Origin of the sequence: Burkholderia sp. BCC1985 (assembly GCF_905339915.1) — a bacterium.
Taxonomy (GTDB): Bacteria; Pseudomonadota; Gammaproteobacteria; order Burkholderiales; family Burkholderiaceae; genus Burkholderia.
In genome coordinates, this window is sequence record NZ_CAJPGY010000002.1 from 153528 (window position 1) to 168727 (window position 15200).

Annotated in this window: 12 protein-coding genes; 4 read left to right on the forward strand and 8 right to left on the reverse strand. The window is 67.8% G+C overall.

Annotation, left to right across the window (positions count from 1 at the left end; genetic code table 11):
- Positions 1-48 precede the first annotated feature (48 nt).
- The 3 genes from U4Z31_RS02670 (at position 49) to U4Z31_RS02680 (ending at position 3362) form a co-directional block, all read left to right on the forward strand.
- Complete coding sequence (locus tag U4Z31_RS02670) at positions 49-645, forward strand: pilin (protein ID WP_321809360.1); 597 nt, start codon at positions 49-51, stop codon at positions 643-645.
- A gap of 171 nt (positions 646-816) precedes the next feature.
- Positions 817-2595 carry a Wzy polymerase domain-containing protein gene (locus tag U4Z31_RS02675; RefSeq protein ID WP_321809361.1) on the forward strand — a complete coding sequence of 593 codons (1779 nt, stop codon included), beginning with the start codon at positions 817-819 and terminating at the stop codon, positions 2593-2595.
- A gap of 416 nt (positions 2596-3011) precedes the next feature.
- The gene (locus U4Z31_RS02680; protein WP_321809362.1) at positions 3012-3362 is read left to right on the forward strand and encodes a TonB family protein; all 351 of its coding nucleotides are present in this window, start codon (positions 3012-3014) and stop codon (positions 3360-3362) included.
- Between the two features lie 84 nt (positions 3363-3446).
- Here U4Z31_RS02680 and U4Z31_RS02685 read toward each other — a convergent pair whose 3' ends face one another.
- The 6 genes from U4Z31_RS02685 to moaC form a co-directional block, all read right to left on the reverse strand.
- The gene (locus tag U4Z31_RS02685; RefSeq protein WP_321809363.1) at positions 3447-4646 is read right to left on the reverse strand and encodes a hypothetical protein; all 1200 of its coding nucleotides are present in this window, start codon (positions 4644-4646) and stop codon (positions 3447-3449) included.
- A gap of 31 nt (positions 4647-4677) precedes the next feature.
- Positions 4678-5976, reverse strand: coding sequence for a glycosyl hydrolase (locus U4Z31_RS02690; protein ID WP_321809364.1), 1299 nt, complete (start codon positions 5974-5976; stop codon positions 4678-4680).
- A 70-nt stretch (positions 5977-6046) separates the two neighbouring features.
- The gene (locus U4Z31_RS02695; RefSeq protein WP_321809416.1) at positions 6047-7195 is read right to left on the reverse strand and encodes a glycosyl hydrolase; all 1149 of its coding nucleotides are present in this window, start codon (positions 7193-7195) and stop codon (positions 6047-6049) included.
- A gap of 79 nt (positions 7196-7274) precedes the next feature.
- Positions 7275-8144 (reverse strand): hypothetical protein, encoded by an 870-nt coding sequence (locus U4Z31_RS02700; protein ID WP_124521085.1) that lies wholly within the window; start codon positions 8142-8144, stop codon positions 7275-7277.
- Positions 8137-10824 (reverse strand): type VI secretion system Vgr family protein, encoded by a 2688-nt coding sequence (locus U4Z31_RS02705; protein WP_321809365.1) that lies wholly within the window; start codon positions 10822-10824, stop codon positions 8137-8139. The genes U4Z31_RS02700 and U4Z31_RS02705 overlap by 8 nt, the downstream gene beginning before the upstream one ends.
- 215 nt (positions 10825-11039) lie before the next feature.
- Positions 11040-11528, reverse strand: a complete 489-nt coding sequence (moaC, locus tag U4Z31_RS02710; protein WP_044844513.1) for a cyclic pyranopterin monophosphate synthase MoaC — start codon at positions 11526-11528, stop codon at positions 11040-11042.
- A 274-nt stretch (positions 11529-11802) separates the two neighbouring features.
- On the opposite strand from moaC, the gene U4Z31_RS02715 reads away from it, so the two are divergent.
- Positions 11803-13497 (forward strand): M48 family metalloprotease, encoded by a 1695-nt coding sequence (locus tag U4Z31_RS02715; protein ID WP_321809366.1) that lies wholly within the window; start codon positions 11803-11805, stop codon positions 13495-13497.
- Between the two features lie 33 nt (positions 13498-13530).
- On the opposite strand, the gene U4Z31_RS02720 is transcribed toward U4Z31_RS02715, so the two are convergent.
- Positions 13531-14142, reverse strand: coding sequence for a DUF2946 family protein (locus U4Z31_RS02720; protein WP_321809367.1), 612 nt, complete (start codon positions 14140-14142; stop codon positions 13531-13533).
- Entirely contained in the window at positions 14135-15172 is a 1038-nt protein-coding gene (locus U4Z31_RS02725; RefSeq protein ID WP_044844510.1) for a hydrolase, read from the reverse strand. The genes U4Z31_RS02720 and U4Z31_RS02725 overlap by 8 nt, the downstream gene beginning before the upstream one ends.
- Between the last annotated feature and the right edge of the window lie 28 nt (positions 15173-15200).

The window sequence follows — 15200 nt, forward strand, 5'->3', positions numbered from 1 at the left end:
GAAACGCCTGCCTGATCCGGCAGGCGTTTTTCGTTTCCGGAGCCAGTCATGTTCGAAGCCTTTTCCGTTTCCCTGTTCCGTCGCATCGCCGCCGATCTGCGGCGCGCGCGCCGGCCGGCGCCGCGCTGGCGGCCGGCCGGCTTCACGCTGATCGAACTGATGATCGTGCTCGCGATCGTTGGCGTGATCGCGGCCTATGCGATTCCCGCGTACCAGGATTACCTCGCGCGGTCGCGCGTCGGCGAGGGGCTCGCGCTCGCGTCGTCCGCGCGGCTCGCGGTCGCCGACAATGCCGCGAGCGGCGCGGGCCTCGACGGCGGCTACAGCCCGCCGGCCGCCACCCGCAACGTCGAATCCGTCGTCATCGACGGCGACACGGGCCAGATCACGGTGGCGTTTACCGCCCGCGTCGCCGCGGCCGGCGCGAATACGCTCGTCCTCGTGCCGTCCGCGCCGGACAAGGCCGATACGCCGACCGCGCGCGTACCGCTGAAAAAGGGCTCGATGCAGGCCGGCGCGATCGCATGGGAGTGCTTTGCCGCCGGCAAGGCTGCGTCGTCGCTCCCCGCGCCGGGCGCGGGCCCGCTACCGGCGGAGGCCGCGACGTTGCCCGCGAAATATGCGCCGGCGGAATGCCGCGCGTAGGGGCGGGGGCATGCCGGCGCGTGCCGGGCCGCGCGCACGGCACGGCGCCCGCCGTGCCGGCGGGTTGCGCCGGTCGCAGCGGTCGCGCCGCGTCGGGTGACGGTGCGACGGGCCCGCACAGAGCGGGGAAAGTTTTGTATAGTGCGCCGGTTGCTGACATCCGGTTCGCTCATGCCTTCTACTTTTTCCCGCTCGTTGCCGCTCGTTGCGCTGGCTGTCGCCCTGATCGTGCCGTACTCGATCACGAATCACACGTATCCGATTCCAACCTTCTATTCAGAATTTGCCGCGCTGGTGCTGTATCTGCTGGTGGGGCTCTCCGTCGTCCTGCTCGCGCGCACGGGCCGCCCGGCCGAGCCGTTCGCCGCGCCGGCCGCGTTCGTCGCGCCGCTCGGGTTCGCGGCGGTGCTGATCGCGCAGGTCGCGCTGATGCCGCTGAAGGTGCCGTCGATGAACTGGCTGGCGGTCGGCTATCTGGCCGCCGCGCTGGTCGCGATGCAGGCCGGCTACACGCTCGCGCGCGAGGGGCTCGCCGAAGCCGTCGCGCGAATGATGGCCGGCGCGCTGCTCGTCGGCGGGGTGTTCGCGGTCGCGAGCCAGATCGTGCAGTTGTTCCATCTCGAGTCCGCGGTGTCGCCGTTCGTCGTCGTGTACAACATCGCGGTCGATCGCCGTCCGTATGGCAACATGGCGCAGGCGAACCACCTGGCGACCTACATCGCGTTCGCGCTCGCGGGCGCGCTGTATCTGGCGCAGACGCGCCGGCTCGCGGCGTGGGCGTGGTTCGCGCTGTCGGTCGTGCTGTCGGTCGGGCTCGCGCTGACGGTGTCGCGCGGCCCGTGGCTGCAGGTCGCGGTGCTGGTCGTCGCGGGTTTCTGGATGGCATGGCTCGAGTCGCGCCGCGCGCCGGGCATTCGCCGCGCATGGCTGATGCCGGTCGCGCTCGCGGTGATCTTCGTCGCGGTGAACGTCGCGGTGCGCTGGGCCAACGTGCACTTCCACCTGGGGCTCGCCGAGTCGGCGGCCGACCGGATGCGCGACGCGGGGCAGATCGCGCCGCGCCTCGCGCTGTGGAAGTACGGGCTTGCGATGTTCCGCGAGCATCCGTTGCTCGGCGTCGGCTGGGGCGAATTCCCGTCGCATCAGTTCGCGCTCGTGCGTACGCTCGGCGGTGTCGAGATCGCGAACAACTCGCACGACATCTTCATCGACCTGCTCGCGAAGTCCGGCCTCGTCGGCCTCGGCGTGCTCGTCGTCGCGCTCGTCACATGGTTCGTGCGCGCGGTGCGCGCGCCGCAGTCGAGCACGCGCGTGTTCGGCCTCGCGCTGATCGGCATCCTGCTGATGCATGCGCTCGTCGAATATCCGCAGCAATACATGTTCTTCCTGCTGCCGGCGATGTTCGTGATCGGCCTGCTCGACGTGAAGCCGCTGCGTATCCTGCCGGGCCGCGCGGCGTTCGGGCTGTTCGCGGTGCTGTCGGTCGGCGGCGTGCTGGCGGCAGTGCCCGTGCTGCGCGACTACCAGCGCGCGGAAGTGCTGTACTACGGCAGCGAACCGGCCGCGCAGTACCGCGACGCGCCGTCGCGGCTGTTCGGCGCGTGGGGCGATTACGGCGCGGCCACGCTGCTGACGATTTCGCCGGACAACCTGCCGCTCAAGCTCGTCGCGCACGAGCGCGCGATCGCGCTGCTGCCCGGCGAGACGGTGCTGCGCCGCTATGCGGCGCTGCAGGCGCTGGCCGGCCGCGACGCCGACGCGCTCGATACGGTTGCGCGCCTGCATGTGTTCGCGAAGGAGTTGAAGGATTGGCCGCAGCAGCTTGGGTTGCTGTACAAGCTGTGCGACCAGCAGCCGGCGCTGAAGGCGTTCAAGGCGGCGGTGGTCGCGAAGTACGGAGAAGTCCCGGCCGACGCGGACGACGACGACTCGGACGACGATTCGGAGTGACGCCGCGCGGCGCCGGGCGGGGAATCCCGGCGTCGGTCGGATTGCGGTGGAGCAGGGGAGCGATGGCGGCCCGGGACGGTGCGGCGATTGCTTCCCGCGAAGAATGGATGCCCGCCGGATATGGCGCGATTCGCGTCAACCATTGTCAAATCGCCGCCACGCGCGAGGCGGCGCGTGCACAATGCGTGAAAGCGTTCGCATGCATGGCCGCCCGGAGCGGGCTGCCGGCACGAACGCTGCCCCCGGATTTCCGGGAACCCGCGCAGCAGGATCGCGACCGGGCAACCATCGGTCGTGCGGCCGCAACGGGGCGCCGGTCCGATGGCCGCGGCGCGGGGCGATGCATGCGATGCGGCCGGACGATGTCAGCCGGCGCGGCATTCGTCCGCAACAGTACTCAAGAACGATATTCGACCATGGCTCTTCGCTCGACCATCCTGATCCTGCCTGCCGTCGCCGTGCTGCTTTCCGGCTGCGCGATGCTGTCGTCGTCGCAGGAAAGCAAGCTGACCTGCCGCATTCCGCGCGCCGTCTACCCGGATGGCGCGAAGCCGCTCACGCGTCCCGTCACCGTGCTCGTGCGCGCGCTGATGACGACCTCGGGCGAAGCCCAGAACGTCACCGTGACCACGAGCAGCCGCAATGCCGCGGCAGACCGCGCGGCCGTCGACGCGATGACGCATGCGAGCTGCGCGCAGACCGGCGCCACCGCGAATCCGTTCCTGCTCACGCAACCGTTCGTGTTCGAGCCGCGTCGCGGCGAGTGATGGGCGGGCGACGCGGCTGGTCATGCCGTGTCGCGCCAGCCGCGTGCCGTCGTTTCCTCTCCGGTGCCGCCATGCCGCTGCGGTTCAGTGCCGCGGCATCAGGTTTACGCCATGGCAAGCCGGGGCGGCCGCGTTGCGTAGCCCGAGCATCGTGAACCCGTTGCGCTCCTGGCGGATCAGCGCGTAGCGCCGCGCCACCGTGTTTCCATCCTTGCCGGTCAGGTCCAGTTCGACCTGGAAGCGATCCTTGCCGTCCGAGCAGCCGCGTACCGGACCGTACGCGAACCCGACATCGGGCGCCTTGCTTTCGGCATTGAACGCTTGCCGGGCCTTCAGCGCCACCGCAGCGGCCGCCGGTTCGCTCCACTCGCGCGCGAGCGCATCGTCCACGTTCAGCCATTCGTCGACGAAATCGCGTCCGTTGAGCGCGACGGGCTGCACGCGCTGCACGGTGTCGCCGTCGACGCGGTAGCGGAAGATGCCCGGCCGCGTCATCACGTCGCTGTCGCGCGAGCCGACCGTCGTGCGCATTTCGAAGCCGTCGGGGCGCACCTTGAAGCGGAGCGCGTCGTCGTCGAGCACGTAGCCGTGATCCGTATGGAACAGCGTGCGTTGCGCGGCCGTGCCGTTGGCTGGCGCGACCACGTCCGCGCCGAACCGGCTCCAGCGCGACGAGCACCACGGCGTGCCATGGACGATCGCCACCTGGTCGCCGGGCAACGCACCGAACCAGAAACCGCCGCCGCAGGCGCCGCCGATGTCCTTGTAGTCGTCGGCTTGCCAGCGCAGCACGCGCCGCCAGCCGCCGTTTTCCCACGCGTACGCAGTGAGCAGGTTATCGTCGCCGCACGCGATGTCGAAGCCGGCGCGCACGAAGAGCAGCGGACGGGACGTGCCGTCGCGCGCGACGTCGACGTCCGCGTTGCGGCCGAACGCCGATTCGCCGGTTTTCGGCTGGGCGGGTTGGGCGGGTACGCCGAGCGTTGCCGCGAGCGCGCGTTTCAGCGCCGCCGGTTCAACGAGTTCACCGCTGCACGCGAGCCGCGCGTCGATCGCGCCGACGAGCGCCTGCTTGTACGCGCGAAGCGCATCGCGCAAGGGCGGCGACACGTCGACGGTGCCACCGCCGTCGCCTTGCGGATTGCGCACTTGCTGCACGCGGTGTTGCGCGTCGACGGCGGCGCGCGCGGCTGTGTCGGCGGCGGGGCAGGGGCTGGCGGCGAAGGCGACGGGCGATACGACAACGCACAGCGCGAGTGCGGCGCGATGTATCGAGTTGTTCATCGAATGGAGTCTCCGGGCGTAGCGAGGGGATTCAGTCCTGTGAGGCCGTGGCATTTCGGACAGGGAACGACAGCTTCTCCAGTCTTTCATCGAGCAGCGAATAGAGCGTGTTCGTATCCTGATCGAAGTACCGGCTGTTATGGACGATCTCGTCGACCTTCTGTTTCCAGGTCCTGCCTGCGTCAATGCTGCTGACCATCAGGGGGACCGGTGGATCGTCGGTTGCCTGCCCGGGATCGGTCGCATAGACGAGCAACAGGCCGTCGCGGCCCACGTCGAGGTCGCTCACGATGAGCTTGCTGTCAAACGTCGTCACTTGCCGGACGCGCTCGGGGTGCGTGGCCGCCCACGTCGAAAGCACGCCGGTCCGGTGTGCGCCGTCCGGCGCGGTATCGTCACCGCTCCCGTTGTCGAGGAGGGACAGCGCGTAAAGCGTGTAACCGCCGGTCGTGGCCGGTGTTGACGCGAGTCGGGTGACGGTCTGGTTCGGCAGGACGGCGTCGGGAACGAACGTCTGCTGATCCGGCGCGAGCCGATATACGACGCTGCGAGCGGGGGCCGTCGCCGACCGATCGACATGGTAAGCCACTCGCAGGGTGCCGTCGGGGCCGAGGTTCACCGCTTCGAAGTTGCGCGGGGGCAGACCGGGGACGACTGCATTCGGCGGTAGTGCAATCCGCTGCCAGGAGTCGCCGCCGTCGGATGTTCGCCGGACGGCCGGGCCCCGGCCGATCGCGTAGCCGCGCTGCGCGTCGATGAAGAGGAGCTGATCGATATCTTCGTGCTCGGGCCATTCGAGCTGCGACCAGCGGCGGCCGCCATCGAGCGATTTCCAGACACGGGTTTGCTGCGGGTTGAGGTCGTCCGCGCGACGCGGCGATGTGTAGCTCATCCAGCCGGCACTGATCAAGTGGACATGACCGTCTCGCGAATGCCACCACGCGATGTGTTGGCCGGGCGCTTGCAAGCTGCGCTGCAGTCCGCGATCGAGCGTGCCGCGGAAGAAATTCGCGGTCCGCCGATTGAGGGTTTCTCCCGCGTTGTTCATCCATGCTTCGGTGGGCTCGGCAACCGTCGGATTCTTCCACTCGTCGGCAGGCTTCAGCGCCACCACGGGATCGGCGACCGTGAGCGACATGATTTCGTTGCCGGTGATGTAGAAATCACCGATGCCTGTCGGCGGGTCGGGCCATGTGATCTGCGACGAAACGGTTTGCCATCGGGGGCCGGTGTTTTCGTACAGCAGAATCAGTACGATGCTGCCGATCGTGATGGCGGCCAGCCGCTTCAGCCGGGATCGATTGCGCATTGAAGTCGACGGAGAGGGCATGAGGCCGGTTGTGCCGCGGGCGTTGTCCGATTCTGCGGACGCGGCCCGCGGCACGCGTGCCAGGCGGCGATCAGAATTGTCGTTTCCGCAGCGTGTAGGCGAACACCGAATAGAGCGTATTCGTTTCCGGGTCGAAGTAACCGCCCTGCGAGGCCTTGTCGGTGGTTTGCTGCCAGGTCTTGCCGCCATCGGTGCTGCTGATGGTCAGGTCGATGGGCGAGCCGCCGCCGTTTGCGGTGTTTGGATCGGTTGCGTGAACAAGCAGAACGCCGTTGCGCCCGACACTCAGCCCGTTGAGCGTCAAGCGGTCCTCGAACGTGTGCAACTGCCGGATGCGATCAGGGTGCTCGCTGGTCCAGGTCGAAATGACTCCTGTGCCGCGGTTCTCGCCGGATGCATTGGCCGCGCGTGACAGCACATACAGCGGGTAGTCTCGATACGGTGCCGGCGGTGCTTCGAGGCCGACGACGTGGCCCGGTAGCTCGGCTTCATGGGCGAAGTCCGGCTGATCCCAGTCGAGCCTGCTGACGATGCTGGTCGGTTGCGGATAACCGGGCTCGTTGGCCAGATAGGCGACGCGCAATGTACCGCCCGGGCCGAGGGCGACTCCATCGAATGATCTGCGCGGCTTGCCTGGGATGATTGCGCCCGGAGGCGCCTTGATTTCCTGCCACGATTGGCCGCCGTCTGTCGTTCGCCAGACGCGCGGTCCCCAGCCGATCGCGTAACCACGCTGGGCATCGATGAACAGCAATCGGCCGATGTTGTGATCCGCAGGCCATTGGAGTTGGGACCAGTGCTGGCCGCCGTCGCTCGATTTCCAAAGCCTCGTAGTCTGAAGGACCGCGCCGTCGTCGGGGCGAGGTGCCTTGTAGTCCATCCAGCCGGTACTGACGTACAGGACCCGCCAGTCGGGCGAGTACCACCATGACGCGGTCTGGCCCGGTTGCTGGAAGTGGCGCACGACGCTGCCGCCCAGCGTGCCGCGCAGGAAACTGACGGTGGACCGGTTCAGCCGCTCGTTTGAATCGTCCATCCACGGTTCGGCGAACTCCGCGACGTCCGGGTTCTTCTGCTCGCTTTCCGGCTTGAACGTGAGTTCCGGTCTTGCAACCTTCAACGACATGAAGTCGTTGCGCTGTACGCGAAATGCGCCTGCGCCGTACGGCTTGTCGTTGCGCATGAATTCGGTCGATACCGTTTCCCACCCTGAAGTCATTTCCGTATATCCGTAAATAGCGATCGGCAGAACAAGAACGCATCCCGCGATCAAAAGCCATCGTTTGCTTTTTCGCATGTCACTTCACCAGCAGTCTTCCGAGTGCCTTGCCGACCGGATCATCGACGTCCCATTCCTCGGCCTTGTTCCTCAGAACGGGGATGGCCGAGTCGCGCGCCTGTCCCCACGTTCTTCCGTCGCCCCATTCCTGAATGTTCGGGCGCATTCCGATCCTGACGAGATCCATGATCGGCAGATCCGCCAAGCCGCCGTCGAGGTAGGCCATCGGGTGCGTCTTGAATGCGAATTCCTTGAACTTTTCGGTGTCCATTTCCAACTCGAACTGTGGCCACGTCATATCGACGCTACCGTTTCCTGGCGTCGGGCTGGCCATCTGGATCGTGTTGCCCACCATGTTTTGATTCAGGCCGTCTTCCATGTTGACCTGAAGCAGTTTTCGCGCTTTGTTCAACCACGCTTTTCCCTGGGGGCTGAGTCGAGGGTAAAGATTCTTGCCATAGTCGGAGCAATAGTAGTAGCCGTAGCTGATGTAGTAATCCGGCGGCTTATGTCCGCATCCGACGTGACGCATCATGAAGTTGCCGTGACGAGACCAGTCGGAATTCGTGCTGTCTATCTTGATCAGTTCCTCGCGCCGGTGCAGGAGTCGGTGCGCCACGTTCGAGTCGGTCCACGGATCCCACGACAGCGCGAAACCCTTGATGGTCGACCAGATGCTCGACATGCTGACCTTCTCGACCGTCTCCATATAGGCCCCGTGAAGTGGCCGATAGTAGAACGGACATGTGCCGACGATCCATTTCGGTGCCGGCGTCACATGCTTGTCGCAGATATTGATCGCCACCTTCGGCCGATCCTTGTACCCCGTCGGCGTCAGCATCCCCGCGCCGGTACCCAGCACGTTGTCCTTCTGTTGCACGTCAGCCATTCGATTTCCCCAAGAACTTGACGACGACGTCGTGCGGCACGTGGCTCTGCGTGAGCCCGGTCTCGCCTGCCGCGTTGGTGACGCCTTCCGAGATCAGCGTGCCGTTCGAGAACATCTGGTATCGCGTATTCGCGACCGGAATGTCGGTGCCGGCCCAGTGCGCGATGAACGCCTGGTCGTAGTTGCCGCTCGAGTTCGGCAGCGTCGGCATGGTTTGCGACAGGTGCGTGGGGCCGTTGAACAGGTGCTGCGCACCCTTGATGTCGATCTTGCCGGGCGCGTGCACCTCGATGTTGCCGTCCGCGATGCGGATGTAGGCGCCGCCGGAAGTCAGCAGGATTTCTTTCGCTGCCGCGCCTTCGATCGACTGCGTGGCCGCCACCAGTTTCAGCGCCTTCTGCGCGGTCAGTTCGATGTTGTCCGCCTGCGCCTGGATTTCCACCTTGCCCTTGCCGGCGAACAGCTTCATGCCTGCGTTCTGCGCGAACAGGCTGATCCGGTCGAGGACGCTCGCGATCAGCGACTTGCCGGCCGCGACGTGCATGCTTTGTCCGCTGATGAGGTTGACGTGCCGGTCCGCGGCGAACTGCACGGACTGCTGCGTCGACAGCGCGATGCCGGCCGGGCTGCCGAACAGCATCACGGGCTCCTTGAACGCGTTGGCCGTGCCGGTGCCGCCGCCGGCGGTCCTGCCGCCCGCGGTGCTGCCGCTCACGCTGTTCTGCGTCGCATCGCTGAACTGCTTCAGCGCCGTGTGGCCGGGGTCGAGCGACTCCCCCTGATGCTGCGCGCTGACCTCCGACATCGTTTCCATCAGGCCTTCCGCGCGGACGAGCTGCTGTTGCGTTTCCTTCACGTCGAGCGGCTGGCTTGCCGGCTGCTTCGGGTGCGTCGTGACGTACAGCCCGCGGCTCGCGCGCACCGCGCCGTATGCATCCGAGCGCAGGTCGAAGCCGCTGCCGAGATAGCCGCCGCGATCGTTGCCCGTGTGGTCGATCAGGTAGCCCAGGTGCAGGTGCGTGTTGGCCTGGCTGCTGTACAGGTGTACGCGGTTCTGCGACGTCGCGTCGTCGAGCACCAGCTGGTTGTAGCCGGCACCCGCATATTCCTTCGACCGGTAACCGGACAGGATGCCGTTGCTGTGCCATTGCGGGCTCGTCGCACCGTTGTAGACCTTGCCGACGATGATCGGACGATCGCAGTCGCCGCCGAGGAAGTCGACCAGCACTTCCTCGCCGCTGCGATGCGGATGAACGGCGCCATAGCCGTTTCCGGAATCCGATGCCGTGGCACGCAGCCAGCACGACGCCTTCTCGTCGCCGTCGTTCAGGCGGTCCCAATGGAATCGAACCTTGACCCGGTTGAGCGCGTCGGTGTGGACTTCTTCGCCCTGCGGTGCGACGACGATCGCGGATTGCAGGTGCATCGGCGGTTTCGCGTGCTCGAACGGGCTGCGGAACGGCACCGTCGTGCGCTGCGCTTCGATGCTGACCTGGAAAATGCCCTCGCTGCCGTCCGGATGCCGGACGTACGACAGGTCCGCGACGTCGGCCCGCACGAGCGCGCCGATGTCGGCCTGCAGGCTGTGCGGGAACCCGGTCTGTCGGTCGGCGACGGGCAGGTTGTTGGCGATCAGCCAGGCCGTCTCGATCACCGCGAAGCGGCGCTGGCCCGCGTCGTCCTTGTCGTGTTCGGGGTGATCGGCGAGCTCGAACGTGCGTCCCGCATCCATGCGCCGGACGCCGCCGATGCCGTGAAAACGCTTCGCAAGCGACTCCTGCTGTTCCATCCAGAGCTTCGACAGATGGTCGCCGCGAGACTGTTCGGGGTACGTGTAGGCGCCGGTGTATTCGTAGACTTCGAGCTGCTGCGGCAGGTCGCCCTGGTTCGCGATCGTCGGCAGATGAGTCGCCTTCGGATTCGACGCGGTGGGCGGCTGCTTGTAGTCGAACGTGCGCGTCGTACGCTCGACGCTGCGCAGCGTGCACGTGCCGGAGAACTGGACGAGCGTGTCGGCCTCGTCGCGTGCGCCGGCGTGATGAAAGCGCACGGTCGGCGGCGACAGCGCGGGCAGCGCGTCGATCCGGTCGACGACGACGAGCGTGTGCGACTTGCCGTCTTGCGCCTGCTCCCAGAAACCGTACAGGCCTTCCGATTCCAGCAGGCGGTGCACGAAGTTCCAGTCGTCCTCGTATTGCATGCAGAACGAGCGGGACGGCAGCGGCTGGTAGAGCCTGAAGTCGAAGCAGCCCCTGGCTTGCGGGTGCTGGTTCAGGACGTCGGCGATGATCTCGTCGGCGGGTTTGTCCTGCCAGATGCGCTGGTCGCGGCGGAACTTCAGGAAGTGCAGGAATGACGCGAAGACGATCTGGTAGTGCGTGAGGCCGCTGTCCGACCCGAGCCGGCGGGCAGCGTGCACGTATCCGTGGTGTGGCGCGTACGACTTGTCGGGCTGCTGGATTCGCAGCGTGACGGGCTGCGCGATCAGCTTCTTGAGCTCGATGTCGTCGGACACCGACACGGCGTCGACGGTGAACTCGAAATGACGCCCGAGCCGGGAGCGTCCCTTGACGCGATGGGGCAGCAGGACGTCAGGGCCGAGCGGCGTCTCTAGCTGGACGAGTCGTTCGTCCTGGATCGGCCCGGCCAGCCGTGAGTTTCTCAATGCTTGCGAATTCATCACCCGTGCTCGCTTTTTTTGTGCTGGGTCGCACGCTCTCCCGTGCGGAATCCGCCAATTGTATGAGATAAACGCCAGCTATCTCGAATTTGCCTTTCAACGACATTTCAAATGCGGTCGGCGCGTCGGCCTCACGGGGCAGGGCGTGCACGCCATCCGGTCGGGCAATGGTCGGGCGTGGGTGGTTCAGGCCGGATCGACCAGGCCCGGGCCGCTCAGCCCGCGACATCCTCCGCCTTCCAGTCCCCCGACTTCCCGCCGCGCTTCTCGCGCACGCTCACCTCGGTGATCACCATCCCGCGATCCACCGCCTTGCACATGTCGTACACGGTGAGCAACCCGACCTGCACGGCCGTCAGCGCTTCCATCTCGACGCCGGTCCGCCCGAACGTCTCGACCTGCGCGACGCAGTGCACGCCCGGCAGCGCATCGTCGAGTTCGAAGTCGACGGCCACGCGCGTCAGCGCGAGCGGGTGACACAGCGGAATGAGGTCGGCGGTGCGCTTCGCGCCCTGGATCGCGGCGATCCGCGCAACGCCGAGCACGTCGCCTTTCTTCGCCTTGCCGTCGCGGATCAGCGCGAAGGTCGCCGGCAGCATCCGGATCGTGCCGCGCGCGATCGCGATGCGTTGCGTTTCCTGCTTGCCGCCGACGTCGACCATGTGTGCGTGGCCGGCAGCGTCGAAATGGGTCAGTCCTGACATGTCTTGCTCCATTGGAACGGCGTGCGTGCGCGAGCACGTCACCCGATCCTGCTTCGTGACCGGCCGGGGTGCCGAATCCCGTATCCGCACCCCGATCCGATCCAACGTTTCAACGGGCGCCTATCATAGCAGTGGCCTTCGCGGCACCGGGCGCGCAGATGGCGCACTTGCCGCACGGGACAGTTGCGATGTCGCCGGTACAATGACCCGAATATTCAGACCACACGCCGCAATGCGCGCCCGGCGCGCGGTGCGGCGTCGCTTTCATCCTGCCATGCGTGTCAAACAGTTGCTTGCCGTGCTGCTGTCGGCGGCGCTCGTGCTGCCGCCGAGCGGCCATGCACAGCGCACCTCCGCGCTGCCGCTCGAGCCGGCGACGGGCGCTTCGCCGTCGATCTCCACGGTGCCGTCGGGCGTCGCGACCGGCGTGTTCGGCACCTACGGCGGCGCGGAAAGCCGGTTTGCCGGCACCGACGGCGCGTCCGCGCCCGGCGCGAGCCTGCGCGCACCGTTGCGCACGCTGGAGCTGCCCGACCTCGGCGACGGCTCCGGCGGTTCGCTCACGCCGCAGGCCGAACGCCGTCTCGGCGAGCGCGTGATGCGCGAGGTGCGGCGCGATCCGGACTATCTCGACGACTGGCTCGCACGCGATTACCTGAACGCGATCGCGAAGCGGCTCGCGGCGGCTGCGGCGGCGCGCTACATCGGCGGCTACATGCCGGACTTCGAACTGTTCCCGGTGCGCGATCCGCAGATCAATGCGTTCTCGATGCCGGGCGGCTTCATCGGCATCAACAGCGGGCTGGTCGTCACGACGCAGACGGAATCCGAACTCGCATCGGTGGTCGGCCACGAGATGGGCCACGTGCTGCAGCGGCACATCGCGCGGATGATCGGCGCGAACGAGAAGACCGGCTACACCGCGCTCGCGACGATGCTGCTCGGCGTGCTGGCAGGCGTGCTCGCGCGCAGCGGCGATCTCGGCAGCGCGATCGCGATGGGCGGGCAGGCCTATGCGGTCGACAACCAGCTGCGCTTCTCGCGGTCGGCCGAGCGCGAAGCCGACCGCGTCGGGTTCCAGCTGCTCGCCGGTGCCGGCTACGACCCGTACGGGATGCCGGGCTTCTTCGAACGGCTCGAGCGCACGTCGATGGGCGACGCGGGCGTGCCGGCCTATGCGCGCACGCACCCGCTGACGGGCGAGCGGATCGCCGACATGGAGGATCGCGCACGCCGCGCGCCGTATCGGCAGCCGCACCAGTCGGCCGAATATGGCTTCGTGCGCGCGCGCTTGCGCATTCTGCAGAACCGCGCGCCGAACGACATCGCGGCCGAGGCGCGCCGGATGCAGCTCGAGCTCGACGATCGGACGGCACCGAACGTAGCGGCGAACGCGTACGGGATCGCGCTCGCGAACACGCTGCTCGGCCAGTACGATGCGGCCGACAAGGCGCTCGCGTCGGCGCGCGCCGCGTTCGACGCGCGCGAGCGGCGCGCGGACGATCCGGCGACGAGTTCGCCGAGCCTCGACGTGCTTGCGGCCGACATCGCCCGCCGCGCGGGACGGACCGACGACGCGGTGCGGCTCGCGGCGCTCGCGCAGCGGCGCTGGCCGGCGTCGCATGCGGCGATCGTCGCGCACCTGCAGGCGCTGATCGCCGCGCGCCGCTTCGCCGACGCGCAGGCGCTCGCGCGCACCCAGACGCGGGCGGACCCCGAGCAGCCGGACTGGTGGGATTACCTCGCGAAGGCGAGCGACGGCCGTGGCGACGTGCTCGCGCGGCGCCGCGCGCTCGCGGAGAAGCTGGCGCTCGACGGCGCGTGGCCGTCGGCGATTCGCCAGCTGAAGGAGGCGCGCGACGCGAAGGACGTGTCGTTCTACGACCAGTCGATCATCGGCGCGCGGCTGCTGGAATTCGAGGCGCGCTACAAGGAAGAGCGCGAGGACGAGAAGAACGGCCGCGGATGACGGCCGTCAGGCGGGCAGGGCCGTGGGCGCGCGTCAGCCTGCGGCGCTGCCGGCACTATCGTCCGACGCGTCCGATGGACTGTGCGCCCGCTGCGCGGGACTCGCGACGAAGCCGAACGTCGCCGGCACGTCGGCGCGGGCGAGACTGCCGAGCGGCAGCGTGCGCCCGTCGCGCCAGCGCAGCACGGGCGGCGTCGCGTCGAAGTCCGCGTGATCGGCGAACAGGCCGAGGTCGTGGTCGTGCAACGCCGCGATGCGCGGTGGCGTGCCGGGCGCGCGCAACAGCACGCCGCCCGCATCGTCGAGCCATACGGCGTCCGGCTCGAACGGCGCGCCGGTCTGGTCGGCCAGCGTGAGCTGCCCGTCGCGCTCGGCCAGGCGCACGACCCACGGCGTATAGGCGAGCTCGACGTACACGCGTTGCGGCCCGTTCTGGAAGAACCACTGGCCGTGCGCATCGCATTCGTAGTTGCGTCCGATGAACGCGTTCAGCGCCGCATGCCGGACCGGCGAGCCGAGCTCGCCGGCGGCCTGCGCGGCGTCGTCGCGCAGCCGCCATTCACCGCGCCGGTCGAGCAGCAGCCAGCCGGTGCAGTGCGGCACGTTCGGCCACTTGGCGAGGGCCTGCCTGACGATGTCATCCATGGTCGACGAATTTCGAGCAATAGCCGAACACCCGCGCCGACAGCCAGTCGAGGCGGCCGGGGAACGGCCCGGTCATGAATCCCGCATGGCCGCCGTCCGCCGGCTGGTCGAGCTCGACGGCCGGCGACACGTCGGCGGCGCTCGGCAGCGCGGATTCGGGCAGGAACGGATCGTTGCGGGCGTTGAGGATCAAGGTGGGCACGTCGATCGCGGGCAGCAGCGGGCGCGTCGTGGCCTGGGTCCAGTAATCGTCGGCGTCGGCGAAGCCGTGCAGCGGTGCGGTCACGACTTCGTCGAAGTCGCGCATCGTCACGGCCCGCAGCATCGCGTCGCGGTCGAACAGCCCCGGATACTGGTCGAGCTTCGCGAGCGCCTTGCGTTTCAGCGTCTTCAGGAAGCTGCGCGTATAGACCATCGCGAAGCCCTGCGACAGCGCGCGGCCGCCCGCGTGCACGTCGATCGGCGTCGAGATCGCGGCGGCCGCGTGCACGATCGACGTGTCGCTGCGGTGCTCGCCCAGCCAGCGCAGCAGCACGTTGCCGCCGAGCGACACGCCGGCCGCGACGATCGGCCCGCGATGCCGCGCGGCGAGCCGGCGCAGGATCCAGTCGACCTCGGCGCTGTCGGCGAGATGGTAGAAGCGCGGCTGCCGGTTGAGTTCGCCGCTGCAGCTGCGAAAGTGCGGGACGACCGCGTGCCAGCCCTTCGCGCGCGCGGCGGCCATCATTGCCAGCGCGTAGTGCGAGCCGGAACTGCCTTCGAGGCCGTGGAACAGCACGAACAGCGGCGCGTCGGGCGGCGGCGCGGCACTGTCGAGATGCGCGACCCAGTCGAGATCGATGAAGTCGTGGTCGGGGGTTTCCCATCGCTCGCGTCGGTACGCGACCGCCGGACGCCGTGCGAACAGCGCGGGCACGATGGTTTGGGCATGGCTGTTCGGCAGCCAGCGCGGTGCGCGATAGCGCAGTGAATCGTCGTCGGGGGCCGGGGCCCCGGTCAGCGGCGAGGTGGGCGGAGAAGCCGTACTCATGATCGCCCCGCTAATGCGTTGCTTCGTT

Coding starts and splice junctions, on each gene's coding strand:
- U4Z31_RS02715 (WP_321809366.1), top strand. CDS start 11,803: ATGCGTGTCAAACAGTTGCTTGCCGTGCTGCTGTCGGCGGCGCTCGTG.
- U4Z31_RS02700 (WP_124521085.1), bottom strand. CDS start 8,144: ATGGCTGACGTGCAACAGAAGGACAACGTGCTGGGTACCGGCGCGGGG.
- U4Z31_RS02680 (WP_321809362.1), top strand. CDS start 3,012: ATGGCTCTTCGCTCGACCATCCTGATCCTGCCTGCCGTCGCCGTGCTG.
- U4Z31_RS02690 (WP_321809364.1), bottom strand. CDS start 5,976: ATGCCCTCTCCGTCGACTTCAATGCGCAATCGATCCCGGCTGAAGCGG.
- U4Z31_RS02695 (WP_321809416.1), bottom strand. CDS start 7,195: ATGACTTCAGGGTGGGAAACGGTATCGACCGAATTCATGCGCAACGAC.
- U4Z31_RS02685 (WP_321809363.1), bottom strand. CDS start 4,646: ATGAACAACTCGATACATCGCGCCGCACTCGCGCTGTGCGTTGTCGTA.
- U4Z31_RS02725 (WP_044844510.1), bottom strand. CDS start 15,172: ATGAGTACGGCTTCTCCGCCCACCTCGCCGCTGACCGGGGCCCCGGCC.
- U4Z31_RS02670 (WP_321809360.1), top strand. CDS start 49: ATGTTCGAAGCCTTTTCCGTTTCCCTGTTCCGTCGCATCGCCGCCGAT.
- U4Z31_RS02705 (WP_321809365.1), bottom strand. CDS start 10,824: ATGAATTCGCAAGCATTGAGAAACTCACGGCTGGCCGGGCCGATCCAG.
- moaC (WP_044844513.1), bottom strand. CDS start 11,528: ATGTCAGGACTGACCCATTTCGACGCTGCCGGCCACGCACACATGGTC.
- U4Z31_RS02675 (WP_321809361.1), top strand. CDS start 817: ATGCCTTCTACTTTTTCCCGCTCGTTGCCGCTCGTTGCGCTGGCTGTC.
- U4Z31_RS02720 (WP_321809367.1), bottom strand. CDS start 14,142: ATGGATGACATCGTCAGGCAGGCCCTCGCCAAGTGGCCGAACGTGCCG.